The following is a 23212-nucleotide window of genomic DNA, read 5'->3' as shown; positions in this document are numbered from 1 at the left end:
GAAAAACAATCTTGCTTGTTTTTTTAGTGCAATCAAGGATGACCTCGACAACATGCCAGCAAGCAGGGAGAGCCGCGATGAGCGACGATTACCAGAACCGCAGCTATGGCGAGATCCCGGTCGGGTTCGGCAGGAAGCCAGGCATTGTCGTGGTCGATTTCCAGAAGGGCTTTACCGATCCGCAGTATCCGCTGGGCGGTGCACCGCTGGTCATGCGTGCCCTCGAGAACACCGCAACTCTGCTCGAGGTCGCGCGCCGTTACAATGTGCCGGTCGCCAACTGCAACACCGCCTATATGAACGAGCGGGAAATGCCCTATTGGAAGATCACGGCCGTGCGCGAGACCTTCCTGCACGACCATCCGAGCGTCGCCCATGATCCACGCATCTATGATGCGTCCTATGATCTGACCGTGTGCAAGAAGGGTCCGTCGATCTTCTTCAATACCGGTGTCAGCGATTATTTCACCAAGGAACGCGTCGATACCGTGATCGTCACCGGCTGCAACACCAGCGGCTGCATTCGCGCGACCTCGATCGATTCCTTCAGCTATCGCTACCGCACCATCGTGCCTGAGGACTGCGTCGGGGATATCGAGGAGCAGCCACACAGGGACAATCTGCGCGATCTCGGCCGCCGCTATGTCGATGTGTCGGACCTGAAGACCGTGCTGGCCTATCTGGACGAATGGCACCACCAGAACGCTGCCTGAGGCCGAACCGGGGGCGGGGTGCCCTCTTCTCGCCTCAGCCGTCGACCGTCAGGCTCATGCCGTCGAAGGCGACAGCGATGCGCGCAGGCAAGCGCTTGGACAGGTTCTGATAGTCCAGGTCGATATGGAGATTGGTCAGCACCGCGCGTCTGGGGGCCAGTTCGGCAATTGCCTCCAGCGCCTGCGACAGGCTGAAATGGCTCGGGTGCGGCGTCTCGCGCAAGCAGTCGAGGATCAGCACGTCGAGGCCGGCCAGGGTGGCCTTGGCCTCGGGCGGCATCAGGCTGACATCAGGTACATAACCGAGATCGGCAAAGCGGAAGCCGAGAGCCTCGTAACCCGGCCCGTGCTCCAGCGCGATGGGGCGCGCGCAAATACCGCCCCCTGCCCCCTCGATCGTCAGCGGTTCGCCGGCCAGCATCGACTGCATCTCGAGGATCGGCGGATAGAGGCTGCCGGGCGGCGTCTCGAAGATATAGCCGAAGCGCGTCCGCAAGGTCGCGGCCGTTACCGGATCCGCATAGACCRGAATCCGCTTGCGCATATGCAGCACCAGCGCCCGCATATCGTCGATGCCATGGGTGTGGTCGGCATGGTCATGAGTGAAGAGCACCGCATCGAGATGCTTGACCTCGGCATCGATCAACTGCTCGCGCAGATCCGGCGTGGTATCGACGATCAGCCTGGTCGTCCCGTTGCCGCCATTGCGCTCGACAAGGATCGAGCAGCGCCGACGCCGGTTCTTCGGGTTCTTCGGATCGCAGGCCCCCCAGCCCGAGCCCGGCCGGGGTACGCCTCCAGAAGAACCGCAGCCGAGGATCGTGATCGTCAGGGCCATCTTGGGCGTGCTGCTCAGGCGACCTGCGCCACAGGCGCCGCGTGATCCATCTTCCAATAGCAGCGTCGCGCATTCTCCGTCGTGACGCGCGAGATCTCGTCGAAGGAGACTCCTTTCACGTCGGCGAGAGTCTTCGCCGTTTCAACGACGTAAGACGGTTCGTTGCGCTTTCCCCTGAACGGGACCGGGGCGAGATAGGGCGCATCGGTCTCGACCAGAAGCCGATCAATCGGGATATCGCGCGCAATCTGGCGCAGATCCTCTGAGGTCTTGAAGGTCAGAATCCCGGAGAAGGACACGTAGAGTCCGAGCTCGACGCCGACCCGAGCCAGTTCCGGACCTGCCGTGAAGCAGTGCAGGATGGCCGGGAAAGCGCCCATCTCCGTCTCTTCACGCAGGATCGCGATCATGTCCTCGTCGGCCTGGCGAGCGTGGATGACGAGCGGAAGCCTGGTCATGCGCGCTGCGGCAATGTGCGTGCGCAGCCCCTGCGCCTGCGCATCGCGCGGACTCTTGTCGTAGTGATAGTCGAGCCCGGCCTCGCCAATTGCGACACAGCGCGGGTGCTCCGCCAACCTGGCAAGCTGGTCGGCCGTGACGTCGAGCTCTTCATGCGCGCCGTGCGGATGCGTGCCGACGGTGCACCACACCGATGCGAAGCGTTCGGCGATCCCGGCATAGGTCCCGAAGCGCGAAACCCGTGTCGAGATCGTCACCATCCGCGAGACCCCTGCCGCCTCGGCCCGCGCGACATAGGCCGCGAGATCCTCGGCGAAATCCGGAAAGTCGAGATGGCAATGGGTATCGATCAACATCAGGCCACCTGCCCGGCATCGGGCTCGACATAGCGCGGGAAGATCGCGCTCGGTGCAGGCAGAACTGTGCCGCTGGCGAGACGCCCGGCTTCGCCCAGGCTCGCGAAGCTGCGGGCCTCCGCGCCGACCGCAAGCAGGTCGAGCAGCTTGCCGGCCGAGCTCGGAATCACCGGTTGCGTCAGAATTGCGACCTGGCGCAGCACTTCCGCCGTGACATAGAGCACGGTGTCGCGCCTGGCGGGATCCGATTTGCTCAGCCGCCAGGGTTCATTGGCCGCGAAATAGCGGTTTGCCTCCGCCACCAGCGCCCAGATCTCCGCGAGCACGACGTGCAGGGCAAAATCCTGCATCGCTGCCCGTGCCTTGGCGAGCGCGCCATCGGCAAGAGCGAGCATGGCCTCGTCGCCCTCGTTCAATGCGCCTTGCACCGGCACCTTGCCTTCGCAGTTCTTGGCGATCATCGAGAGCGAACGTTGGGCCAGATTGCCGAGATCATTGGCAAGATCGGCATTGATGCGCCCGATGATGGCCTCGTGGCTGTAGTTGCCGTCCTGGCCGAAAGAGACCTCGCGCAGGAAGAAATAGCGCAGCTGGTCGACGCCATAGGTCTCGGCGAGGCCGAATGGATCGACGACATTGCCGAGCGATTTCGACATCTTCTCGCCCTTGGAGAGCAGGAAGCCATGGCCGAAGACGCGCTTCGGCAGCGGCAGCCCGGCCGACATCAGGAAAGCCGGCCAGTAAACCGTATGAAAGCGCACGATGTCCTTGCCGATGATGTGCACATCGGCGGGCCAATAGTGCCAGCGCGGATTGGTCTCGTCGGGGAAGCCGCAGCCGGTGACGTAATTATTGAGCGCGTCGACCCAGACATACATCACATGCTTTGGGTCACCTGGGACCGGCAGGCCCCAGTCGAAGGTGGTACGGCTGATCGAAAGATCCTCGAGACCGCCCTTCACGAAGCTGACGATCTCGTTCTTGCGCGTTGCCGGCGAGATGAAATCCGGCACGTCCTCGTAGAGCTTCAGCAGCCGCTCCTGGAAGGATTTCAGGCGGAAGAAATAGCTCTCCTCCTCGACCCATTCGACCGGAGTGCCCTGCCCGCCCAGCCGCGTGCCGTCCGGCAGGAGGGTGGTTTCCTCCTCGCCGTAGAAGGCCTCGTCACGCACGGAATACCAGCCGGAATATTTGGCAAGGTAGATGTCGCCGGCCTGCTCCATGCGCCGCCAGAGCTCATGGGTCGACGGCAGGTGATCCGGATCGGTGGTGCGGATGAACCGGTCAAAGGAACAGCCGAGCGTCTGTTCCATCTCCTGGAAGCGCTGGGCCACCTGATCGACATAGGATTTCGCGTCGAGCCCGTTCTGCCCGGCGGTGCGCTGCACCTTCTGGCCGTGCTCGTCTGTGCCGGTCATGGCGAAGACGTCATAGCCGTCCAGCCGCTTGAAACGCGCAATCGCGTCCGAGGCCACCATCTCATAGGCGTGCCCGATATGCGGCGGGCCATTCGTGTAGTGAATGGCGGTGGTCAGATAGAATTTCGGGGCCTGGGCCATCGTTCAGTCCGGACGGTTCGCTTTCAAGCTGCGCGCGACCGGCGAACAGCCTCCGACAGATCATGAAACATAGAGATCACGAGCGGCCGGCGGTCGAGATTGTAGGTTTCCACCTCGCGGGCCGCGCGACCCAGCTTCTCCCATACCTCCGCCAGCGGTGCAAGGCGAGCCGCGCCGGCATGGGCATGCGCATGGAGATGCGCGGCGAGCCAGCTCTGAATGGTGTCGATCATGATCGCGAAATCACTCTCGCCGGCGCGGCCCGCGACATCTTCCGCCAGCGCGAGCAGCGCGGTGAGATCGACGCCCGGCAAGGCATCGAGACGCGCCCTGACGGCCTCGACCAGCGCCAGCGTCTCCGGGGAGACATAGGTCAGGGCACGCCGTACGGAACCGTCCGCGAGTGCTGCGGCGCGCATCAATGCGGAGGCGTCGAACGGCGATCCCATCCGCTCAAGCGCCAGCCGGCCGGCCTCGGCAACCGCGCCTTCGTCCAGCGCATCAAATGTCAGCAGCCGACAGCGCGAGCGGATGGTCGGCAGCGCCCGTCCGGGCGCATGGGCAACGATCAGGAAAAGGGCGCGCGGCGGCGGCTCCTCGAGCAGTTTCAGCAGCGCATTGGCACTGGAGCGATCCATGTCCTCGGCACTGTCGACGATGCAGACACGCCAACCGCCTTCGGCCGCGCTCGTTCCGAACCGGTCGATGACGCGGCGGACGGAATCGACTGGGATATTGCTGGTCACGCCCTTGCCGTCCGGCTTCACCGTTCGCCGCAGCAGATGCAGGTCGGGATGCGACTGGGCCATCACGCGCCGCGTCGCCGGATCCTCTTCCGGCATCGCCAGGCTTTCCACCGAGCCGGCGCGCGCCAGCGGATCGCCCGAAGCCAGCAGGAAGCGCGCCGCACGATAGGCAAAGCTCGCCTTGCCGATGCCTTCGGGACCGCCGAGAAGCCAGGCGTGATGCAGGCGCTCTGAGCGCAGCGCATCCAGGAAACTCCGCTCCTGGCGCGCATGTCCGACGAGCGCCAGCGTCTCGCGCGGATGCGGCGCATCGGGAAGGCGGTCCGGTTCGTTGCTGCTCTCGCGCATCAGGCGTCCTGGTTCAGCGGCAGGCGCTCGCGCACGACCGCCCAGGCGGCCTGGGCCAGATCCTCCGGAGCGAGCGTCGCATCAAGCACCGAGCAGCGCGCCGGTTCGGCTTCGGCGATTGCAAGATAGGCCGCGCGCAAGCTGCGATGGAAGGCGAGCGCCTCGCCCTCGAAGCGGTCCTTGCCCTCGCCGGGCGCCCGCCGACGGGCGGCGCGAGCGAGGCCGACCCTGGGGTCGAGATCGAGGATCAGCGTCAGATCCGGCGTAAGGCCGTCGATGGTGACCTGTTCCAGTTCCGCCAGCAGCTTGGGATCGATGCGCCCAAGCGTGCCCTGGTAGACCCGCGTCGAATCGATGAAACGGTCGCAAATCACCCAGTCGCCCCGCGCAAGTGCCGGCCGGATGCGCTGGTCGATATGGTCGATTCTGGCGGCCGAGAACATCAGCGCTTCGATGAAGGGCCCATGATGCTTCACCCGGCCCKACAGAATGGCTTCGCGAATGGCTTCCGCCTTGGGCGAACCACCGGGTTCGCGCGTCAACTCCGAACGGATGCCCGCGGCCTCGAGCTGCGTGGCGAGCGCGCGCGCCAGCGTCGACTTGCCGGCCCCTTCTCCGCCCTCAAGCGTGATGAAACGTCCCTTTGTCATGACACGTGCCGCTCAGGTCCTGCCGAGCGCCTTGCGCACCCAGCCAGTGGCAGCCTCCATCAGCGCATCGAGCGCGCGGCTCTGCAGGCTGCCGGCCTCGACCGTCTCGGCCGCGTAGAGTGGAATGTCCAGCGTCTTTATTTCACCGCGTGTGACAAGGAGCCGCCCGACCTCGGCGCCCTCCTGGACGGGAACGGTCAGCGGCCCACGATAGGTGATGCGCGCGCTCAACCGGTCGCTGCTGCCGCGCGGCAGCAGCAGGCTCACCGGGCCCTTGGCCTTGAGCCCGACCCGCCCCTTGGCTCCACCGTAGACGCTGGCCTCGCCGACGATCTCGCCATCGGCGAAGAGCTGGCGGGGTTCGAACGAGCGAAAGCCCCATTCGAGCAGCTTGCGCGCTTCCTGCGCACGGTCGCGGCCCGACTTCAGCCCGTTCACCACGACGATCAGCCGTTGCCCCTTCTGCACCGCCGAACCGACCAGGCCGAACCCGGCTTCATCGATATTGCCGGTCTTCAGGCCGTCAGCGCCAATATCCATGGTCAGCAGCGGATTGCGGTTCTGCTGCCTGATCTTGTTCCAGGTAAACTCGCGTTGCCCGAAGATTTTGTAGAGCTCCGGGTAGGTCTTGATGATGTGATCCGCCAGCCGCGCCAACTCGCGGGCAGTGACCTTCTGCTCGGGGTCGCCCATGCCGGTCGCATTGCGGAAGACCGACTTGGTCAGGCCGAGCGCACGCACCCGCTCGGTCATCAACCGCGCGAAATTCGCCTCATCTCCGGCGATCGCCTCGGCGAGCGCAATCGAGGCGTCATTGCCGGATTGGACGATGATGCCCTGCAGGATATCGGAGAGGTTGATGCGGCTATGGACCAACGCGAACATGGTCGAGCCGCCGGAAATGCCGCCGCCCTTGCGCCAGGCGTTCTCGGAAATGCCGATCTCGCTGTCGAGAGTGAGCCGGCCCTGCGCGATTTCCTGGAATGCCACCAGGACAGTCGCAAGCTTGGCAAGGCTCGCCGGGACCATGAGCTCGTCCGCGGCTTTCTCGTAAAGCACCGCGCCGGTGGCCGAATCGAGCAGAATCGCGTGTGGAGCGAGCGACTGGAAGCTCTGGGCCAGCGCGGGAGCCGAAGCCGCCAGGACAAAGAGAGCCGCCACGCCGCGCGTGTGGCGGCCGCAAATCTCGTAGCGATCGAATTGCGATAGCGGGGCGGGTTCATGCCCCGATCTGAAGCAGAGCGGGGCTCAGCCGGTCAAGCCCGATACGCGTCAATTGCGGGATAATGGCCGCAATGTCTGCGGAACCAGATCCCGTGCCAGCGGGTTATTCCGCGCGAAACGCTCGGCCGGGGCGCGCTCGGGAGCGGCGAACAGGCTGGCGGTGCGCAATGCCGGCGGCCGTGGCGGCAGGACGGCCGGGCGGAGCAGAACCGGGGTCGCAGCATTGGCGATGGTGTCGAGGTCGAAGGGACGGTTCGGCGGCAGCGGAGCGCCGCGGACCGGGATGCCGGCACTCGACGAGGTCGAAACCAGCGTTGCGGCGACAGGAGTGCCTGGCGCGATGGTGCGGACGGGTTGCGGCGCATAGGCCTGCACGACCGGCTGCGGAGCCGCCGGGGCCTCGACGACAGGCTGGCGAGCCTGCTCGTCGCGCGGGTCCTCGAGATCCGGGCTCGCCGTGCGGTTGGTGGCAACCGCGGCGTTGCTCGCGACCATGGTCGGGGCGCTGGTGCCGGGAATCGAAGCCGGCATACCATCCGTTCGCAGGGTTGCAAGCAGAAGCCGGTCGTCGGAGCCGCCAAGCGAGGCCTGGCCGAGATATTCGAGCTTGATACGAGCCGTGCCGAGATGGCGGAAGGCCAGCGCGTCGGCCGTCTTCTGCGACACGTCCATGACGCGGCCGCCATGGTAAGGGCCACGATCATTGACGCGGACGATGATCGAGCGGTTGTTCAGGAGGTTGGTGACGCGGGCATAGGCCGGCAGCGGCATGGTCGGGTGCGCGGCGCTGATGCCTTCGCGGTCATAGACCTCGCCATTGGCGGTGCGGCGGCCATGGAAGGCCTCGCCATACCAGGACGCGGTGCCCACTGCGGTGTAGCCGACCGGCTTCTCATAAGGCGTATAGCGCTTGCCCGCGACGGAATAGGACTTGCCGACGAGTTCGCGGCCGCCGCCCTTCGGAACGGGCTGGCCGTCCGCGACAACCCGGGGGCTGGCGGGGCCGTATTTCGATGAGGGGAATGCGCCAATCTCCTTCGACTTGCGACGCGCAACCTGATCATTCGCGCAATTGGCAAGGAGGAGACCTGCGAGTGCCACGCAGCCAAGCCGCGCGGCACGAAGAGCAAGGGGGGAGGAAGCGGAAGCTCTGTCCGAGTCGGTTACCACACGGGCCAATGCCGGAGCCGAAGAGCTTGCGCCTCGCATCATTATGGTCGTCCGTCGTTGYGCCGAAAGCCATCGCCCGGCCAAGCCGCATCCTGCGGCGAAGCCGAAGTTTTCGGTCAATCCTGTAAAGGGATCGTTAAACGGGCGACTCGCCGAGCGCGAATGCCCCGATCCGGCATCTAGGATGCCCTTGAGCGGGCACAAAGGTGTCCGAAATGCGGCAAGTGTCAACCCGCGACCATTCCGCCGCCATTTTTCGGACAGGCGTTGCCACAATGCAACGCTGTCATTTGGCGACTTTCGGCGGTGATTTTCCCCTGGGAATGGCCCTATCGGCGGCCAAACACTCGTCAAGACGCCCTTGAGGCGGAGCTCCGCCAAATCCGGCGCACAGTCTGYCAGCTTGGGACATCTCCGTGCCTAGCCCGCCCAACGCCAGCCCGACTCACCTGCTCGTGGCGGGCTGATCCGGACGCTGCAACGGGGAACTCATTTTGGCCTGACGTCATCGCACTTGCAAAAACGCCTCGCACCCGGCAATGACAGGCCAACCGGAAGGGTGGCCGAGTGGTTTAAGGCAGCGGTCTTGAAAACCGCCGTGGGTGCAAGCCCACCGTGGGTTCGAATCCCACCCCTTCCGCCACTAACCCTTGGTAGAATAATAGCAAATTCTGTTGACGGGAACAGCTGAGAGCTACAACCTTTTGGCGAGGGCACGTTCCGGGCTGCAACAATGCTGCAACAAGATTCTTGTTGCAGCGGCTCCAGACAGCGACTCACCGCATTTCCGACGCCAAGTTGCCCCCCAGGCCGCGTTAAAATGGCGTCGAGATTCGGGAGCCCGGTCGGCTCAACAGACCCCCAATCTCGGACAACTCGATGGTCGACACTGTCACTAAGGAGGTCCGATCGCGGATGATGTCCGCAATCCGGGCCAAAGATACCGGGCCGGAACTCGCTATCCGACGGGCACTGCACGGCATGGGGTTCCGGTACTCACTCCATTCGGGTCAGTTTCCCGGAAAGCCAGACATGGTGTTCCGGAAACATCGAGCCGCGATCTTTATCCACGGATGCTATTGGCACGGACATGACTGCGGGGAAGTAAAGCCCGCGGCCACCAATCAAGCTTACTGGTCTCCGAAGATCGAGAAGAACCGGGAGCGAGATGCGCGCAACCTGGCCGCGGTGGAGGTAGCTGGCTGGCGGCATCTCGTTATTTGGGAATGCTCCTTCCGACGAAAGGGAACCGCTGCGCTTGAAGACACTGCTCGCCAAGCGGCAGAGTGGCTGCGCGCGGGCACTGAGAACCGTGAAATCAGAGGCTAGTCGATGTAACCTGCGTCGCGAAGGATGGCGCGTTCGGCATCAGTTTTTGGCATGACCGAGATAAACTCTTCTCGTGTGACAATGCCGAGGCCAAGCACCTGTATTGCTGCGTGGTCGTATGCTCCGGAAAGCAGCGCAATGCCCTTCGGAGCCAGGATGTCCCGGGCTCCGCCGTTTCGCCGGATACGTTTCATGTAGTCATGCTGCTGGGCAAGGGCCTGCACCTGCGTTCGCGATATCGGCCGACGCTGGACCAGTTCAAACAACGCAGCCAAGCGGTTCGTACCTCCACCCGCACTAATCAGTTGCTGCCGCTGTTTCACCGTGAGGAGTTGCCAGAAGTTCACCGGATAGGGGTGCTGCCTGAGGATCCACCAGATGTCCTTGAAGTGGGCCGCGGCCAGACCGCGCTTTGTGTCCCGGTTCTCGCCGGCGCGCAGATACGAATCGTGAAGAATTCCGACACCCACGTCGCAGACGGAATGCAACTCGCTCGACCTGATGAGAAGAGCAGGACGGCCGACRTTCTCCTTGGGGATCGACCAATTGGATCCCATCGTGTTCTTAATATCAACCTCTGCGCCTTTGACATTCATGTCCAAAATCGAACCCTTCTCGAAACCGAGATAGGAGCGGATCAGGATTTCGACTTTGGTCCCGAGATATGTCTTTTCGGTCTTCTCGGTCTCGTTGAGCAGGAAGCGTTTTGTCCTTGGAGCGTCTACCACCTCATCGATGGCCGTCCGGAGGAGCAGAGGAACACGTACCTCAAACTCGGAGAGGCCGCCGGCCGCAGCAAGGATCGCTTCCACGATCGGGGCTACGGAAGGGAAATCGGGATGATGCGAATCAAGGGGCTGGTGAGCCATGCCCGCAAGCTAGCGGACATGACTTGTGGCGAATAGATCTCAGGCCGGAACCGCAACGGGGTAGGTAGAGCGCCGTTCCATGGCCGCTTTCAGCTTCTCTGCAACCGCTCGGGCCACTGGGGGCGGGAACGCGTTGCCGACCTGCCTGTAGGCGGCGGTCTTCCGGCCATGGAATATCCACTGGTCATCGAAACCTTGGATGCGCGCGCACATGCGCACGGTCAGTCGGGGCATACCCACGAAGTCGCGTTCCGGGGCTTCCTCTGCGAGCGACTTGCCGTTGACCCCAAGCGAAGCCCAAGCATTGCGTGCGCGAGTCGGACCTAAGTCTGGGCCGCCGTGCTTTTTGGATCCGCCGACGAGCGTCGGCGCTATCTCGTCGGCACCCGCGGCCCACTTCTTCGCGCCTCGCCACTTATTCGCGGCCATCAGGTCAATCAGCGTCTGGCCGACAGTTGGAGCGTCATGCGGGTTCGGAGTGGGCCAGTCGAAGCCGTCCTTGATGTCGTTCCGGAGAGCTACGATAGCGACGCGCGGGCGGAGCTGGGGTACGCCATAATCCGAAGCGTTCAGAAGCCGCCAGTGAGCCTCGTAGCCCAGCTTGTGCAACTCGCCCTTGATGTAACCACGGTAGTCCTCGAACACGGCATCGAGAAAACCGCGCACGTTCTCAATCATGACGGCTTTCGGCCGAGTTTCATCAATGAGCCGGATCGCCGCCGGGAATAGGTTGCGCTCGTCGTCTTTGCCGAGTTGCTTTCCCGCAACGGAAAATGGAGGGCACGGAAGCCCCCCGGCTAGAAGGTCAATGCCCTTATAGGCCCGACCATCGAATAGGTTCAGATCTTCCTCGTGGACGGTCCATTCAGGCCGGTTCAGGCGGAGCGTCTTGCAGCAATCGCCGTCCAGCTCGACCACGCCGGCATGATCGAAACCAGCCAATTCGAGGCCACGAGCTTGCCCCCCCGCACCCGCGCAAAGCTCCAATGATGTCAGTGTATTGCGCATTTGTTTTCCTCGGACCGCTCGTAAGGAAGCTGGAGCTCACGGCTGAAAGGACGTCAAGAAAAAGGTCCCAGTCGACTCAGCGGAATCACAGGATACCGCCAATCGCTGACAGAACGGTAACGCGGTCGCACAGCGGTTGGCGGGTGCAGGGTCGAGGCCGTAAAGGGCATCAAGTTCCCTATTTCGCTTCTCAGTCGCTGAAACGAGGCCGTAGGAAGCATGTAGGACGCAAAGTTTGGGTTGGATGGGGTGATCCATCATGGGATTCAGGGCCGAGGCGGGGCGAACGTATGGCCGCCATCGTCGTTCCCCTCGGCTGCGTTCGCGGCGGCAATCGAGGCCTTCAAAGCTGCGACGGCTTCGGCTTCGGCCGCGGCCCGATCGGCTCTGGCCTCGGCCTGCCACGCGGCAACGACGTCGGCATCGGGGACTCCTGGACGAGCGTGGAGAGCCAACCGCCAGATGCCGCCCGCGTCCACCATCGCGACGACCCACCCGAGGGTGATGGCGTCGCCGCCGATCCGCGCCATGAGCGCCGACGTGGCGGCGTCGTGCGCCGCAGGACGTTTCAAGTCGCGCAGGATGCGGCTCATGCTCGGCGCCGCGCGGTATCGCCCATGCAGACGTCCACTTGGCCGGTGTCGCAGCGGGCCGGGCACACCGAGCTCGCGAGGCGTCGGAACGTAGGTGACCGGATCCCGGGATCCGGCGGAGCGAATTCGGAACGGAGCCAGTGCCAGACTTGCCATCAGGCTTGCCAGCCAGGTCATGCCGAACACGATTTCCCCGCGAAGAGGTGATTCTCCCGCAGACCGTCTCCGCTCACGAGCATGGCGCCCGCGCGCGGCTGCTATTTCCGAGCACGTCCTCCCCCTGTTCCGCATCATCGTCCCATCCTCCTGCCTGCCTCCGGAGCCGCAGGCCGCATCGCGGCAAGCGACTGCCGCGCCTGGTCACGTTCGCGCGCGGATACCCGCGCAGCCTCGGCCGCCGCGCGCGCCCGGCGCTCCGATTCCTGCCTCCGCGAAGCTTCCTCGAGAACTCGCCGCGCAGCTTCGTCCGCCCGGGCTCGCTCACGGGAAAGGTCGGCTGCCACTGCCCGGCGAGCAGCCTCCATGATCGAGGAACGGCGCAGTCCATCCCATAGCGATCGGAGCCTGGAACCGAACGAAGATATAAGCGATGCCCGTGCCTCAGCCMCGGCGACGATCCGCTCCGCCTGCCGGCCGGCACGAGAGAGAGTCTCGGACGCCTTCCTTTCGCGGGCTTGGGCGGTAGCGTGAAGGGCTTTCGCCTCCGTCGCCTGCCGATCAGCACGGCTGAAGATGGCCGCCACCTGTTTCTCGCGGACCTCGGCGGTGTCGTGAAGCGCTTGTGCAGCCACTGCCTTCTCTTGCGCCGCGGCAATCACGGCTGCCGCATCCGTCATCGTCTTGGCGGCGAACTCACTGCCTCGGGCGTTGATCTGCGCGGCACGATTGAGAGCTTGCCTCGTCGCGGCGGCAGCGGCCTTCTCAGCCTGCCATTTCGATCGCGAAAGACGCCTTCGGCCTGGGCCGAGACGCGCAAGCCCGGAAGGCAAGCCCACCTGTTCCCAATACCCATCTTGCCATTCCCTCATCGCCTGCCGGTACGCCGCATCACCGCGACGATTCAGTGTCTTCGAATCCTCGCCCTCCCCCGGGCCGGCAATCGCGATCGCGCGCTTGGCGGCCGTCCCGGGGTGGAGGTGTGTAGCCCGTAGATCGGCGGGAAGGATATAGGCATGGATGTGAGCACGGGACTCGTCGACATGCCGCACGACCGAGACGAGTCCGTCTCCGTACTGAGCCCGGAGCCAAGCGACAGTGCGGGCCTCCCACGCCGCGACGTCGGCCGCGATCCCAGGATCGGCATGAACCGAATTCATGGAAGCGGGATGGCTGGCCACCACCGTCAGCATGGTTTTCTGACCGCTGCTGATCGCGCGAGTCTTCCCGTTCGCAAGAATGGCTTTCGCCCCCGCGCAGGCTTCATCGTGGCGGCGACGGACCTCTTCGACGGGGAGGCCGAAGACGATCTCAGGTGCTGCCGGTGCCGACACATGCGGGCATGCTCCGGGGGCGCGCGCTGCCTCATCGAGCACCCACGATACCGAGCGTCCGGCCGTGTCGGCTTTGCGGGAGTATGCCTCCAAATGGATGAACTGGAATCCTGTCGTGCCCATGCCTGAAAGCGTGAGCTCGCGGGACCGCCGGCGGAAGGTCTTAGTGACCGACTAACGCCATTGCATGGCGTCGGCTCTCCGAGGGCGCTCCGCGGGCCTTGCCGGGGCCTCTCCCGAGGGGATCCCGGAGCGAGAACGCGGGGGAACCCGAAGGTCGCCCCGCGTTCTCGCTCCGGCAAGCCGATACGGTTACGCCGCCCGGCCTGCGATGTATCGCACAGCGTCATCCAGAACCGCCGCCGCCGCGCCTTCCGCGAGTGATCGGGCTTTTGCGAGGGACGGCGCATGCCCGCTCCGCACGACCACGGTGACGTCGCCTTCGCCGTCGCTGTCGGCGACGAGCCACGCCCACCGTCCAGCATCGCGACGGACTTCCAGCCCCACGCAGAACATGGGACTCGTGAGCGTCGCTTCCGACAGATAGCTACCGTCCGGCATCCGTCCCCACCTCGATGTCGTCGGCTGCGGCCGGATGCTGATGACCTTCCCCATCGCGTTCTCCTGATCGCGGCAGCGTGCCGCCGCGATCTTCCTGGAGAGCCCATGAAGGGAATGGAGCCCCCGACTTTCGCCCAGGGTTAACGTCATGCTGCCACGCCTCGCCCTTCGCTCCGTTCCGGAGCGTCGAAGATGTTGATGAAGGTGCTTTCGATTTCGATGGAAGGCCTTCCGGGAAGCTTCAGGAACGTCGCTCCCCCCAGGTCAGGAGGCCGATGACTCCTTTCGACACCCCCTTCGTGCCGCACTTCATCCCGGACAGTTAAGCTACTGTTGTGAACTCTATAGGAGCCCGCCGCGGCCTCCCGTGGGTCGCGGCGGAACGGCGTCACGATTGCCTTGCCGCCCGCGCGCCACGCCCGAGCCACCCGAAGTGCCACGGCCGGTTCCGGTGCTCCTGCCGCGTCCCATGCCTTCCGGGCCGCATGCCGTTCGTAGTCAACCTCTGCCAGCCGATCCTTCGAAGCCTGCCCCCAAGGCTTCGGCTCATAGTTCTGTACCAGGATCAAAGGCTCGGCCCACGGAGTGTGTTTCCATTGAGGTAGCGTCACGCCCAAGATCGTGTTCGCCGGCGCTCCCAAGCTGGCGGCCTTGGCCGCCACGCCCTCATTGCACTCATCGCCCGATTGCTGATGCGGCCGAGGCCGCGAATGGTTGAGGCGAGTGGCCTTCGGGACCACGTGGAGCCGCCCCCTTCCGTTCTTGGCACGGACGGCGGCTACCTTCCTCTTACTGTCCGCCAGTGTCTTCCAGTAGGTACGGAACGCGCCGAGAGGCTGGGCCAAGTTCAATCGGAACAGGGATTCATGCAGCCATCGCGCCTCCCGGGAGTCGAGGGGCTTCGCGCCCTCGACCAGATCGCCGGGCTTGACGACGTATTTGACCAACTCGCGCACGTTCTTGATGCGTCCGTTATCTTCCCAATGCGCGCCGAAGAACTCATGTGTCCACTCTAGGAACTTGCTCCATGAGCCGGGCCCTTCCTTCGGAAGAAGCCGCGTTGGCTCCAAGAGCACGTTCGCGTGCGGGTGATACAGCACCGGGTCGCCAGGGTATCGCTCCGGATCAAGCTCGCGTTCGGTCGCTGATTTTCTGGTGAACTCGGAGCCGCGGAAATGGACCACGATCCCATACCGTTCGTCGGCTTCATCCGCCCATTTCGAGACGTCGCGCGCCAACGTCTGGAGGGCTTTCCGAAGGTCTCCGAAAGCCGGCACGAGATCACCGTGGGTGATCACCCCGTAGCGAAGATACCGGCTTCGCGGGTGCACCTTCTCGATCCAGTACCGCAGGGCGTTGAGCATTGGGCGGCGATCGCGAGACGCGACCGCAGGCAAGAACCGGATCGGCCGCCAAGGGGAGACTGGCGTCACGATGCCGGTGACGGCCCCGATCGCCACCACGGAAGCATCTTGGCGGGCCGGAACTCCTGCTTCCTCCAAGAGGGCGGCAAGATGATGTGTCTGGCCGTCCAGCACCGCGCGCCGGGCGTCCGATACCACCCAGCATTCCGGATCGAGTTCCCAGCCGGTGTTTGCCGCGACGACAGTGTCGTGCGTCCAGCCAGGAGAAGGCGCCGATGGAGCCTTTCCGTCTGATTTCGCGAGGCGGACGCTGGTCGCGTCAACGAATTTTGCTTCGGAGGGAAGGCGAGGACGTCGGCTCGGAACGGAGTGTCCGAGCCGGGGGCTCACCCGCCGTAACGACGGGGAAGGTTGACCTGTGCGCTGCCGGTGACGAACATGACCTTACCTAGTGCACGGCGCCGCGAGGGATCCCCATCCCTATGACCGGCGCCGTGATCATGTTCACCGCCGGCGGTGCAAGGCACAAGCCGAAGGCGTCGCCCGGAACGGGCATGCGGTCGAGGAAGCCACATGGCGAGGCTCAAGATCACCATTGCCCTCGACTCCGGCGCACTGATCGGAGATCGGCCGGAACAAGACCTTCCTGCTCGCGATGGCCGCCGGGTCCATCGTCGGCGCCTTCATCGGTGGCCAGTTGCTCGGCGTCGTCCCGGCCAGCCTGTTGCTTCCGGGACTGGCCCTGATCCTCGTCATCTCCGCCGTGAAGGTCTGGAAGCACGCCCGATAGGAAACGACGTCTACTTCACCCCCGGACCATAGGATCCGGCTCCGGCCCCCTCCAAGGGGGCCTCACGCCCCTCGCGGGGGCGTCGTCGATGGCGGCCGGTTCGCGCCGGCTCCGCCGGCACTCTCCGGCCGCGAAGGATTGACCTGTCCCGGGATAACTGAATCCGGCCGATCCGGGCGTTACGATGCGGAAGTCTCCGCGCCCGGATCGGCCTTTACCGACGCGGGATTCGATGCCGCGTCAGGCGGTGGACTTGATTCCCCGAACAGAGCTCGGCGGCGCTCTTCTCGCGTGGGATTCAAGTACCGAAGGAGCATCGCAGGCGTTTTGTGGCCGGACTGCGCCATCATCGTTTTGATGTCGACGCCGCGCGCTGCCATCCTTGAGAGAGCCTCGTGCCGGAGATCGTGGATTCGGAACCCCTTAACTTTCGCGGCCTTTCTCGCGAGCTTCCACCTGAAGTCGATGGTCCCGCGGCCCGGAAACAGAACTTCGGCGTCGTCGAGGCCCTCGGCATGCGCGCTGAGATCGGCCCACGCTCGATCGGACAACAGCACCTCCCTCGCGCTACCGTTCTTGGTTTCGGCGAGCATCAGGCTTCGATCGCCCTTGCGCACAGCCCCTGCCGTAAGGCTCTCCGCCTCACCCAGTCTCATGCCGGTATCCAGAAGTACGCGCCACAGGGCCAACATGTCCTGGCCATCGCCGCCTGCGAGCAAGGCCCGCTCCAACCGCTCTTGCTCACCATCGAGCAAGCGGCGATCACGCCCGGGACGACCTTTCGGCATAGCGCCTCGCCGGCGCGACGTCAGATCACGGACCGGGTTCTCGACGTCGTAACCCCAGTCCGTTCTCGCGTAGCTAAAAACGGCACTTAACGTATTGATTTCATTCTTTATTGTTGATGGCGCCTTCTTCGCGGCGACGCGCTCGTCGCGATAGGCTGCGACGTCCGATCGAGTGATGGTCCGCATCGGTCGAGAAGCCAGATCATGCTTCATCCACCGATCAAGCAGGGTCGTTTCCTGAGCCTCTCCCTTCTTCGTCGGCGTCACCTGAAGCTGGTAGCGCTCGAGAGTGTCCCGGAGCGGACGGTCCTCCCACCGCCCTGAAGATTTCCGCTCCTCCAGACGCGGGTCCGTCCAGGTCCCCAGCCGCATCGAAGACTCGGTTGAATCCGCCCACAACGAAGCTTCTGCTTTGGTACGGAATGTGGCCGCAATCGACCTCGCGGCCACCGGCCCTTTGAAGGATTCTGGAACCCGAGCCGTGGCCGTCCAACGTCCGCCCCGCTTCACCAAACTGGCCATTCACCGCCCGATCTGCAACATTAGCGCAACATGAGGCTATAGCATCCAAAAAAGGCCTGTAAATACGGTTAAAAACGGCGGTCTTGAAAACCGCCGTGGGTGCAAGCCCACCGTGGGTTCGAATCCCACCCCTTCCGCCACTTATGCTTGCCAGCTGTTCCTTGCTGTAACGCATAGCGAAATGCGCTCCCCCTTGCGGCTCTAATTTTCATCCCAATTCGCCCCAGCCATACATAGCGATGCAAAGATCGGAGCGTCGGTCGGTGGCTGCGAGTTGAGGAGCGTGCTACCGCCTCGTCAGCGAGGCAGGGGTGGGCGTCCATGGATTTGAAGGCATTCCAGATCGAAGTGACATCGGAGGGCGACAGCGCCCGCCAGGTCTTCTTCGTCGCAGCAGAATCAGGCGAGGCCGCCGTCGCACTATTGGCCAATCATTCGGCCTTGTTGCCCAACTTCAAACTGAAGCTGCAGCGCCGCCTGAGCGATGCGGAGATCGACATTCACCAGCTAGGGCCTGGGATGATCGTTCAATGGATGTGAGCAGGCTGGCTCCGCGACGTATCCCGCGTTGGCGGCGCGCTCGATTTCAGCCCAAACCTGTGGCCTGACCGTAAATCCGTTCCCGCTGCATGTGCGCATGCAGCGGCGTCTCCTGTCCGCCGTCGCAGTGCGGTCAAGATGTCGGGTTGCAGACGGCATTATTGACTGTCGCTGCGGATGCTGGCCATGGGCCTAAGCCGTCCAACGCCCGGCATCGTGTATGGCTGCGGCCTTCGCCCAGCACTGAAGCTCCGCTTCTTCGTCCAGGAACGCTTGAAGACGGCGCGGAAAATCGCGCCGCGCGATTGGTCCAAATGGGACAGGCCCGGTTCGCTGTCATCCTCGGCGACAGGCCACGCCGCTTATCGATCCTGTCCCGGGCTTCTCGTCATTCTGAGCCAGGCCTGTCTCGGGCCTGCTGCCCCGAGTTTGCCAGAGACCGCCGCCACGCGAAACGCAGGATCACGCCCAGCGATGCCGCAAGTGGTATCGCCAGCAGCACGCCGATGAAGCCGAACAGCCATCCAAAGGCGAACAGCGCGAACATCATCCAGACCGGGTTGAGGTTGACCCGACGGCCGATGAGGCGCGGTGACAGCACATAATCGGCAAGCATTTCTCCGACGATGAAGATGCCGCCCACGACAGCGACAGGCACCCAATTCGGCCAGAACTGGGCCAGGGCAACRCAGGCCGCCACGAAGAACCCCGTCGCCGCGCCGAAATAGGGAACAAAACTGATGAGACCGGCGGTGAGCCCGATCACAATGGCATGGTTGAGCCCGACCACTTTCAGGGCTGATGCATAAAGCACGGCCAGAACGAAGCAGATGACCACCTGGCCGCGCACGAAGCCAGCGATCGTATCGTGGATTTCGCGCGCCAGCGCCCGAGCATCGTCGCGATACGCCGGGGTAAACCAGCCATCGACCGCCGCCATCATGCGGTGCCAGTCGATGGCGAGATAGATGGCGATGATCGGCGTCACCACGAGCAGCGAGAGAAGGGAAACCAGGGCCAGCCCACTTGACCATAACGAGCGAAGGAAGCTGTCGAGCCAGCTGCTACCCATCGACTTGGCGAGATCGGCGGGGGATTGCTCGAGGTGGAGTTCGCCGCCCATGACATTGTGCAGCCAGGGGCCGCTCGCATCGCTCACGAGCGACTGGAGCCGCGTGAGGTAGCGGGGGAATTCCTCAACGAAAAATCGGAATTCGCCAATGATGGCCGGGAGCATCACCAGGAGAAAGGCAATGAAGCCCGCAACCAGCGGCAAGAAGACGGTCAGAGCTGCAAGGGAACGATTCATGCCGAACCGTTCCATTCTGTCGACCACCGGGACGAGCAGATAGGCCAGCAAAGCGCCGACCACAAACGGCAGCAGGATTTGGCGCAACAGCACCAGCGCAACCAAGGCGACCACTGAAACCGCAATCCAGAACTTGGCTGGTTGCGCGATCCTCATCGACGTTCTGCGCACATGCGGTTTCGAACTCGATTGCCGGCTTCGTTGCGCCCGCCCCAGGGGAAAGCGGCGAGAGCGCAGCGCTCCGTTCAGTTCACGATCAGGCTGGCGAAGGCGATCTCGCCATCGGTAATGTAGTGGTTGACCTTTCCGGTCTGCAAACGTGTACCGGATTGATGCAATACGACATCACCGATCATCTGCTTTGCCTTCAACTGGGCGACTATGTAGTTGCGCTCCGCATTCGTGTCGGAATCGGTCGCATGGGTCACCTGGAACGTCAGCCGGGTCAGAGATAGCCCAGTGTCCCGGGTACCAGCGCCGACCCATAACACAGGCCGGTCGGTCGCTGGCTTATCGGTATTCAACCAGAAGCTCGCTCCCGTCATATCGTCCTCGGAATGGGCGAGGCTCAGCGCCCAGAAGCGGATGTGATGGCGCTTGCGCGGGCTGTTGTCGATGGGCTCCTGGAAGCCGATGTCCTGCCTGCGTCCAAAGAGATAGAGGGTGCTGAAAGGAGCGGTCGGATAGGTCGAGTTCAGCAGAAACGCTCGTATCATTCGCCAGGAGCTGGCTATCCCCAAGCGATCGGCCGTCGACCAGCCCGCTACTGCAAACGCATCGCGCAGTTGTTGAAGAGTGCCGATGAGGACGAGGTTTACAGGGTCTCCGGGCAGACCATCTCCGGTGATCGTGTATCGGGGGATCAATCTGCGGTGAAGAACCTTCAGGCCCATTCGAACCACGTTTGGCAGAATGACATAGGCAGCCAGACCGTAGGTCAGGCTTGCCGCCAGGATCCATGGCAGCCTGTGGTCTGCCGTATCGAAAATGACGAAGACGATCAGCCAAACGCTGACGACGCCCAGGCAGAGAACGAGGAATCTCTGAAAGAGGCGCGCGAGCAGTCTCAACGTTCTCGGTCCCGTCTGGTGCTGGGTGAAATCGCGATCGCTGCTTATCGTGGGGATTTTGGCATCCGAACACAACCACATAAGTGACGGCACTGTTTGCGGGCGGCAAACCGGTGGTCCCGTTGCCCCCTATACTAGTGGATGCTTGGTATTGGCGCTATGGCCGCGCGCCAGGGCGCGAAATTAGCCAGGCTGCAGAAGCGCTCAATGCCCGCCTGAGGAGGAGAGGACGTTCACGACCAGGACGCCCGTCACGATCAGGCCCATTCCGACCACCGCCCAGAGATCGAGCTTCTGGCCGAACGCAAACCACCCCACCGCCGAGATCAGGACGATACCTGCGCCCGACCAGACGGCATAGGCGATCCCGACAGGCATGCTCCTCAAGGTGAGCGACAGGAAGTAGAACGCGACGCCATATCCGACCGCAACGACGGCCGTGGGTCCCAGTTTTGAAAACCCCTCCGACGCTTTGAGAGCCGAGGTGGCGATGACCTCGGCGACGATGGCAACGGCAAGAGTAAGATAGGCGTTCATACCCCGCCTAAACATCCTTGTGTGACGCTCTCAAGGCTCCCGATCGAAGGGATACCCGCAGCAGCCCGAGGCGCTGGCGACGCGTCCCCCGGGGACGTTAGGGTGACACTTCCCCGAGATGCCCCACGGAGGCTGCCCCCCCTAGCGCACCTTCAAGCCCAATTCCGCGAGCAGCTGGCCAGCCTGCTGGCGAGAGATCGTGGCGCCGCGAAAGAGCGTGGCGTCAACCAGCCTCAGTCCGCCCAGATCAGCGCCACGAAGATCAGCCCCCTCGAAGCGCGAGCCGGTCAGCGCCGCATCCATCAGACTGCAATCCTCGAAGACAGCATCCCGGAAATCGCATTTCCTCAGGTCCGAGTGGCTGAAATCGATTTTCCTGAGCGTGGTCTTGCGGAAGCTGAACGACGGAAGCTTCGCGCTGACGAGCAGGACCTCCTCGAACCGGCAGTCCAATGCCCTTGCTTCGGACAAATCCGCGCCAGTCAATTTGCAGCCCGCGAAGGACGCCGAGACCAGTGTCGTCCGGCGCAGAACGGCGTTGTTGAAATCTCCCGACTGAACCCGGCCGTCCGATAGATCGGCCCCCATGAAATCTGCGAAGGCCGCCCGACAGCCGAGCCATCGCACCCGCTCGAGTTTCGTACCTCTCAGCTTCGCGCGCTTGAGGCTGCACCGTTCGAAGAGCCAACCCGACAGATCGAGCCCCGACAGGTCCGCCTCATCAAGATCGCACGCGATCACATGGTGCGGTATGCGCAGCTCAGAGAGAGCTGCCACATCGGCTCGCTGCAGGGTCCGCTCCGCGACGGTCTGAAAGGGATCATCAGGCATGCGCTCCCGTAGCAACTGGCCGGCGGATGATCAATTTCAGCACCTTCGTGGGCCGTCGCACTCCCTTGCTTCTGGGGTCGCCGCCCTCCCCGATAGTGATGCTCGCGAGCCAGACAGAACATCCGGCGACGGCGAATTGTTTACCCAGGGGCAGTAGAGAGCAGCAGCATCTCGAACCGGACAGCCTCTGCAGTCAGATCATCGTGAACCTCGTACCAACGGCCATTCTGTTTCTGTTCGCAGCAACCTTCTGCGCCGTCTGGCTGGCCGAGCGCCGAAGCTGGTATCTGCTCCATTTTGCGCAGGCGTTCCTGGCCTTTGGCCTTGGGATGCTCGTCCAGACAACACGGACTCCAGCCGATTTCGGGTTGAACACGATGCTGTACGGAATGCTCTATGTTTCCGGCACGCTGGGCTTCGTGACTGGCGTGATGGTGCGCTCCGGCCGGCGCCCTTCTCGCTGGTTCCTCACCATCTGGTTTGCCGCAGTGATGGGCGCGCTCGGCTATTTCTATTACATTGACCGCAACCTCATCGTGCGCATCCATATCGTGAGCTTCGGCCTCGGCGGCATCATCGTCTCAGCCGCCTGGATCATGCGGTCGCTTGCTCGGGGAAGCGCGACCGACAGGATAATCTTCTGGCTGGTTCTGGTGTTTGGCCTGCATTTCTTCCTGCGTACGCTGCTGACGAGCGAATTGGCCGCGGCAACATCCGCTTCGGGGTTCCTGCAGTCCGGATTCTGGACCTGGGTGCAATTCAGTGCCTCGGTCTTCGGGGTCGGGATGGGCCTTGGGCTGCTCCTCGTCATAGGGCTGGATGTGACGGCCCGGCTGCGCAAGGAGCGCGATACCGATCCGCTCACGGGGGCGTTGAACCGGCGCGGCCTGCAAGGCCGGTTTCAATCTCTGGGCGCGGCGCGTCATCCATTGGTGCTCAGCGTCGTCGCCTGCGATATCGATCATTTCAAGAGCATCAACGACGCCTATGGCCACGCGGCCGGGGACGCCGTGCTGATCGCGATTGCAGCCTCCATCCGGAGCGCCGTTCGCAGCAACGATGCCGTCGGTCGCGTCGGAGGCGAAGAATTCGTCATCTTGCTCAAAGATACGACCGCAGAACAAGCCTTCCATTTCGCGGAACGCCTGCGGGGCGAAATCGCCAGGATCTCGTTTCCCAGGCTGCCGCCCGATCGGACGGTGACCTGCAGTTTCGGCATTGCCGAGCTTCGCCGTGGCGAGACGCTCGCACATGCGATCGGCCGCGCGGATCAGGCTCTGTACGCAGCCAAGAACGCCGGACGGAACCGTACGCGCACGGCCACGACGTTAGTGCCGGCGCGATCCTAGCTGTTTGATCCCGGGCTTTGATGGTGCAGTCTTTTCGCGTGAGTGGAAGGAGGCGCTATGGGCCAGGTTCACCATGGGAGCGCCACGACGACAGAGGCGGTTCGTCGAGCGATACAGCATAGTCAAGAGAGCCTGAGGGCTCTGGACAGAGGCGGTTCGTCGAGCGATACAGCATAGTCAAGAGAGCCTGAGGGCTCTG

At 63.5% G+C, this 23212-nt stretch carries 22 protein-coding genes, 1 tRNA gene and 1 pseudogene; 6 read left to right on the top strand and 18 right to left on the bottom strand.

Annotation, left to right across the window (positions count from 1 at the left end):
* Positions 1–77 precede the first annotated feature (77 nt).
* Positions 78–713 carry an isochorismatase family protein gene (locus AC1DRP_RS13515; protein ID WP_441505590.1) on the top strand — a complete coding sequence of 212 codons (636 nt, stop codon included), beginning with the start codon at positions 78–80 and terminating at the stop codon, positions 711–713.
* 34 nt (positions 714–747) lie between these two features.
* Here AC1DRP_RS13515 and AC1DRP_RS13510 read toward each other — a convergent pair whose 3' ends face one another.
* The 7 genes from AC1DRP_RS13510 to AC1DRP_RS13480 all read right to left on the bottom strand — a co-directional run bounded on the left by AC1DRP_RS13510 (position 748) and on the right by AC1DRP_RS13480 (position 7994).
* On the bottom strand, positions 748–1551 hold the full coding sequence (locus tag AC1DRP_RS13510; protein WP_476768718.1) for an MBL fold metallo-hydrolase: 804 nt from the start codon (positions 1549–1551) through the stop codon (positions 748–750).
* 14 nt (positions 1552–1565) lie between these two features.
* On the bottom strand, positions 1566–2366 hold the full coding sequence (locus AC1DRP_RS13505; RefSeq protein ID WP_441505588.1) for a TatD family hydrolase: 801 nt from the start codon (positions 2364–2366) through the stop codon (positions 1566–1568).
* Positions 2366–3925: a methionine--tRNA ligase gene (gene metG / locus AC1DRP_RS13500; RefSeq protein WP_441505587.1), complete on the bottom strand. Its 1560-nt coding sequence runs from the start codon at positions 3923–3925 to the stop codon at positions 2366–2368. The genes AC1DRP_RS13505 and metG overlap by 1 nt, the downstream gene beginning before the upstream one ends.
* A gap of 23 nt (positions 3926–3948) precedes the next feature.
* Positions 3949–5019, bottom strand: a complete 1071-nt coding sequence (locus tag AC1DRP_RS13495) for a DNA polymerase III subunit delta' (RefSeq protein WP_476768717.1) — start codon at positions 5017–5019, stop codon at positions 3949–3951.
* Positions 5019–5669 carry a dTMP kinase gene (gene tmk, locus AC1DRP_RS13490; RefSeq protein ID WP_476768716.1) on the bottom strand — a complete coding sequence of 217 codons (651 nt, stop codon included), beginning with the start codon at positions 5667–5669 and terminating at the stop codon, positions 5019–5021. Before tmk ends, AC1DRP_RS13495 begins: the two co-directional genes overlap by 1 nt.
* A 12-nt stretch (positions 5670–5681) precedes the next feature.
* Positions 5682–6830, bottom strand: a complete 1149-nt coding sequence (locus AC1DRP_RS13485) for a D-alanyl-D-alanine carboxypeptidase family protein (protein WP_476768715.1) — start codon at positions 6828–6830, stop codon at positions 5682–5684.
* A gap of 111 nt (positions 6831–6941) precedes the next feature.
* Complete coding sequence (locus tag AC1DRP_RS13480) at positions 6942–7994, bottom strand: septal ring lytic transglycosylase RlpA family protein (RefSeq protein ID WP_476768714.1); 1053 nt, start codon at positions 7992–7994, stop codon at positions 6942–6944.
* A 622-nt stretch (positions 7995–8616) separates the two neighbouring features.
* Between AC1DRP_RS13480 and AC1DRP_RS13475 the strand changes: the two genes are divergently transcribed.
* Positions 8617–8706, top strand: a tRNA-Ser gene (locus AC1DRP_RS13475).
* A gap of 236 nt (positions 8707–8942) precedes the next feature.
* Positions 8943–9392, top strand: a complete 450-nt coding sequence (locus AC1DRP_RS13470) for a very short patch repair endonuclease (RefSeq protein WP_476768713.1) — start codon at positions 8943–8945, stop codon at positions 9390–9392.
* On the opposite strand, the gene AC1DRP_RS13465 is transcribed toward AC1DRP_RS13470, so the two are convergent.
* The 6 genes from AC1DRP_RS13465 to AC1DRP_RS13440 form a co-directional block, all read right to left on the bottom strand.
* Positions 9389–10261 carry a NaeI family type II restriction endonuclease gene (locus AC1DRP_RS13465; RefSeq protein WP_476768712.1) on the bottom strand — a complete coding sequence of 291 codons (873 nt, stop codon included), beginning with the start codon at positions 10259–10261 and terminating at the stop codon, positions 9389–9391. The genes AC1DRP_RS13470 and AC1DRP_RS13465 overlap by 4 nt on opposite strands.
* Before the next feature lie 39 nt (positions 10262–10300).
* On the bottom strand, positions 10301–11269 hold the full coding sequence (locus AC1DRP_RS13460) for a DNA cytosine methyltransferase (protein WP_476768711.1): 969 nt from the start codon (positions 11267–11269) through the stop codon (positions 10301–10303).
* A gap of 266 nt (positions 11270–11535) precedes the next feature.
* Positions 11536–11862 (bottom strand): hypothetical protein, encoded by a 327-nt coding sequence (locus AC1DRP_RS13455; protein WP_476768710.1) that lies wholly within the window; start codon positions 11860–11862, stop codon positions 11536–11538.
* A gap of 290 nt (positions 11863–12152) precedes the next feature.
* Positions 12153–13475, bottom strand: a complete 1323-nt coding sequence (locus tag AC1DRP_RS13450) for a plasmid recombination protein (protein ID WP_476768709.1) — start codon at positions 13473–13475, stop codon at positions 12153–12155.
* 189 nt (positions 13476–13664) lie between these two features.
* Complete coding sequence (locus AC1DRP_RS13445) at positions 13665–14063, bottom strand: hypothetical protein (protein ID WP_476768708.1); 399 nt, start codon at positions 14061–14063, stop codon at positions 13665–13667.
* Entirely contained in the window at positions 14060–15475 is a 1416-nt protein-coding gene (locus tag AC1DRP_RS13440; RefSeq protein WP_476768707.1) for a hypothetical protein, read from the bottom strand. The genes AC1DRP_RS13445 and AC1DRP_RS13440 overlap by 4 nt, the downstream gene beginning before the upstream one ends.
* Before the next feature lie 421 nt (positions 15476–15896).
* Between AC1DRP_RS13440 and AC1DRP_RS13435 the strand changes: the two are divergent.
* Positions 15897–16067, top strand: a pseudogene (locus AC1DRP_RS13435) (sulfite exporter TauE/SafE family protein); the annotation flags it as partial.
* A 179-nt stretch (positions 16068–16246) separates the two neighbouring features.
* Here the strand turns inward: AC1DRP_RS13435 and AC1DRP_RS13430 are convergent.
* Positions 16247–17227 carry a tyrosine-type recombinase/integrase gene (locus AC1DRP_RS13430; RefSeq protein ID WP_476768706.1) on the bottom strand — a complete coding sequence of 327 codons (981 nt, stop codon included), beginning with the start codon at positions 17225–17227 and terminating at the stop codon, positions 16247–16249.
* Between the two features lie 471 nt (positions 17228–17698).
* Between AC1DRP_RS13430 and AC1DRP_RS13425 the strand changes: the two genes are divergently transcribed.
* Positions 17699–17917, top strand: coding sequence for a hypothetical protein (locus AC1DRP_RS13425; protein WP_441480139.1), 219 nt, complete (start codon positions 17699–17701; stop codon positions 17915–17917).
* 388 nt (positions 17918–18305) lie between these two features.
* Here the strand turns inward: AC1DRP_RS13425 and AC1DRP_RS13420 are convergent, their stop codons facing one another.
* From AC1DRP_RS13420 to AC1DRP_RS13405, 4 genes are all read right to left on the bottom strand, one after another.
* Positions 18306–19382: an AI-2E family transporter gene (locus AC1DRP_RS13420; protein WP_441505582.1), complete on the bottom strand. Its 1077-nt coding sequence runs from the start codon at positions 19380–19382 to the stop codon at positions 18306–18308.
* A gap of 89 nt (positions 19383–19471) precedes the next feature.
* On the bottom strand, positions 19472–20296 hold the full coding sequence (locus AC1DRP_RS13415; RefSeq protein WP_441505581.1) for an LssY C-terminal domain-containing protein: 825 nt from the start codon (positions 20294–20296) through the stop codon (positions 19472–19474).
* Between the two features lie 204 nt (positions 20297–20500).
* Positions 20501–20833 (bottom strand): SMR family transporter, encoded by a 333-nt coding sequence (locus AC1DRP_RS13410; RefSeq protein ID WP_441491764.1) that lies wholly within the window; start codon positions 20831–20833, stop codon positions 20501–20503.
* A 141-nt stretch (positions 20834–20974) separates the two neighbouring features.
* Positions 20975–21664 carry a pentapeptide repeat-containing protein gene (locus AC1DRP_RS13405; protein WP_476768705.1) on the bottom strand — a complete coding sequence of 230 codons (690 nt, stop codon included), beginning with the start codon at positions 21662–21664 and terminating at the stop codon, positions 20975–20977.
* Positions 21665–21867: 203 nt separating this feature from the next.
* Here AC1DRP_RS13405 and AC1DRP_RS13400 point away from each other — a divergent pair, with 203 nt between their 5' ends.
* Positions 21868–23013, top strand: a complete 1146-nt coding sequence (locus AC1DRP_RS13400) for a GGDEF domain-containing protein (RefSeq protein WP_476768704.1) — start codon at positions 21868–21870, stop codon at positions 23011–23013.
* The last annotated feature ends 199 nt before the right edge of the window (positions 23014–23212 follow it).

Source organism: Allobosea sp. 01N443 (assembly GCF_056399325.1).
The sequence above is the reverse complement of the archived record's forward strand: the minus strand, read 5'-3'. Positions and strand labels throughout refer to the sequence as shown.

What these genes read in the sequence shown, in the direction of transcription:
- AC1DRP_RS13515 (WP_441505590.1), top strand. Translation starts at nt 78, where the DNA reads ATGAGCGACGATTACCAGAACCGCAGCTATGGCGAGATCCCGGTCGGG.
- AC1DRP_RS13505 (WP_441505588.1), bottom strand. Translation starts at nt 2,366, where the DNA reads ATGTTGATCGATACCCATTGCCATCTCGACTTTCCGGATTTCGCCGAG.
- metG (WP_441505587.1), bottom strand. Translation starts at nt 3,925, where the DNA reads ATGGCCCAGGCCCCGAAATTCTATCTGACCACCGCCATTCACTACACG.
- AC1DRP_RS13495 (WP_476768717.1), bottom strand. Translation starts at nt 5,019, where the DNA reads ATGCGCGAGAGCAGCAACGAACCGGACCGCCTTCCCGATGCGCCGCAT.
- AC1DRP_RS13470 (WP_476768713.1), top strand. Translation starts at nt 8,943, where the DNA reads ATGGTCGACACTGTCACTAAGGAGGTCCGATCGCGGATGATGTCCGCA.
- AC1DRP_RS13460 (WP_476768711.1), bottom strand. Translation starts at nt 11,269, where the DNA reads ATGCGCAATACACTGACATCATTGGAGCTTTGCGCGGGTGCGGGGGGG.
- AC1DRP_RS13455 (WP_476768710.1), bottom strand. Translation starts at nt 11,862, where the DNA reads ATGAGCCGCATCCTGCGCGACTTGAAACGTCCTGCGGCGCACGACGCC.
- AC1DRP_RS13445 (WP_476768708.1), bottom strand. Translation starts at nt 14,063, where the DNA reads ATGACGTTAACCCTGGGCGAAAGTCGGGGGCTCCATTCCCTTCATGGG.
- AC1DRP_RS13430 (WP_476768706.1), bottom strand. Translation starts at nt 17,227, where the DNA reads ATGCGGCTGGGGACCTGGACGGACCCGCGTCTGGAGGAGCGGAAATCT.
- AC1DRP_RS13425 (WP_441480139.1), top strand. Translation starts at nt 17,699, where the DNA reads ATGGATTTGAAGGCATTCCAGATCGAAGTGACATCGGAGGGCGACAGC.
- AC1DRP_RS13410 (WP_441491764.1), bottom strand. Translation starts at nt 20,833, where the DNA reads ATGAACGCCTATCTTACTCTTGCCGTTGCCATCGTCGCCGAGGTCATC.
- AC1DRP_RS13405 (WP_476768705.1), bottom strand. Translation starts at nt 21,664, where the DNA reads ATGCCTGATGATCCCTTTCAGACCGTCGCGGAGCGGACCCTGCAGCGA.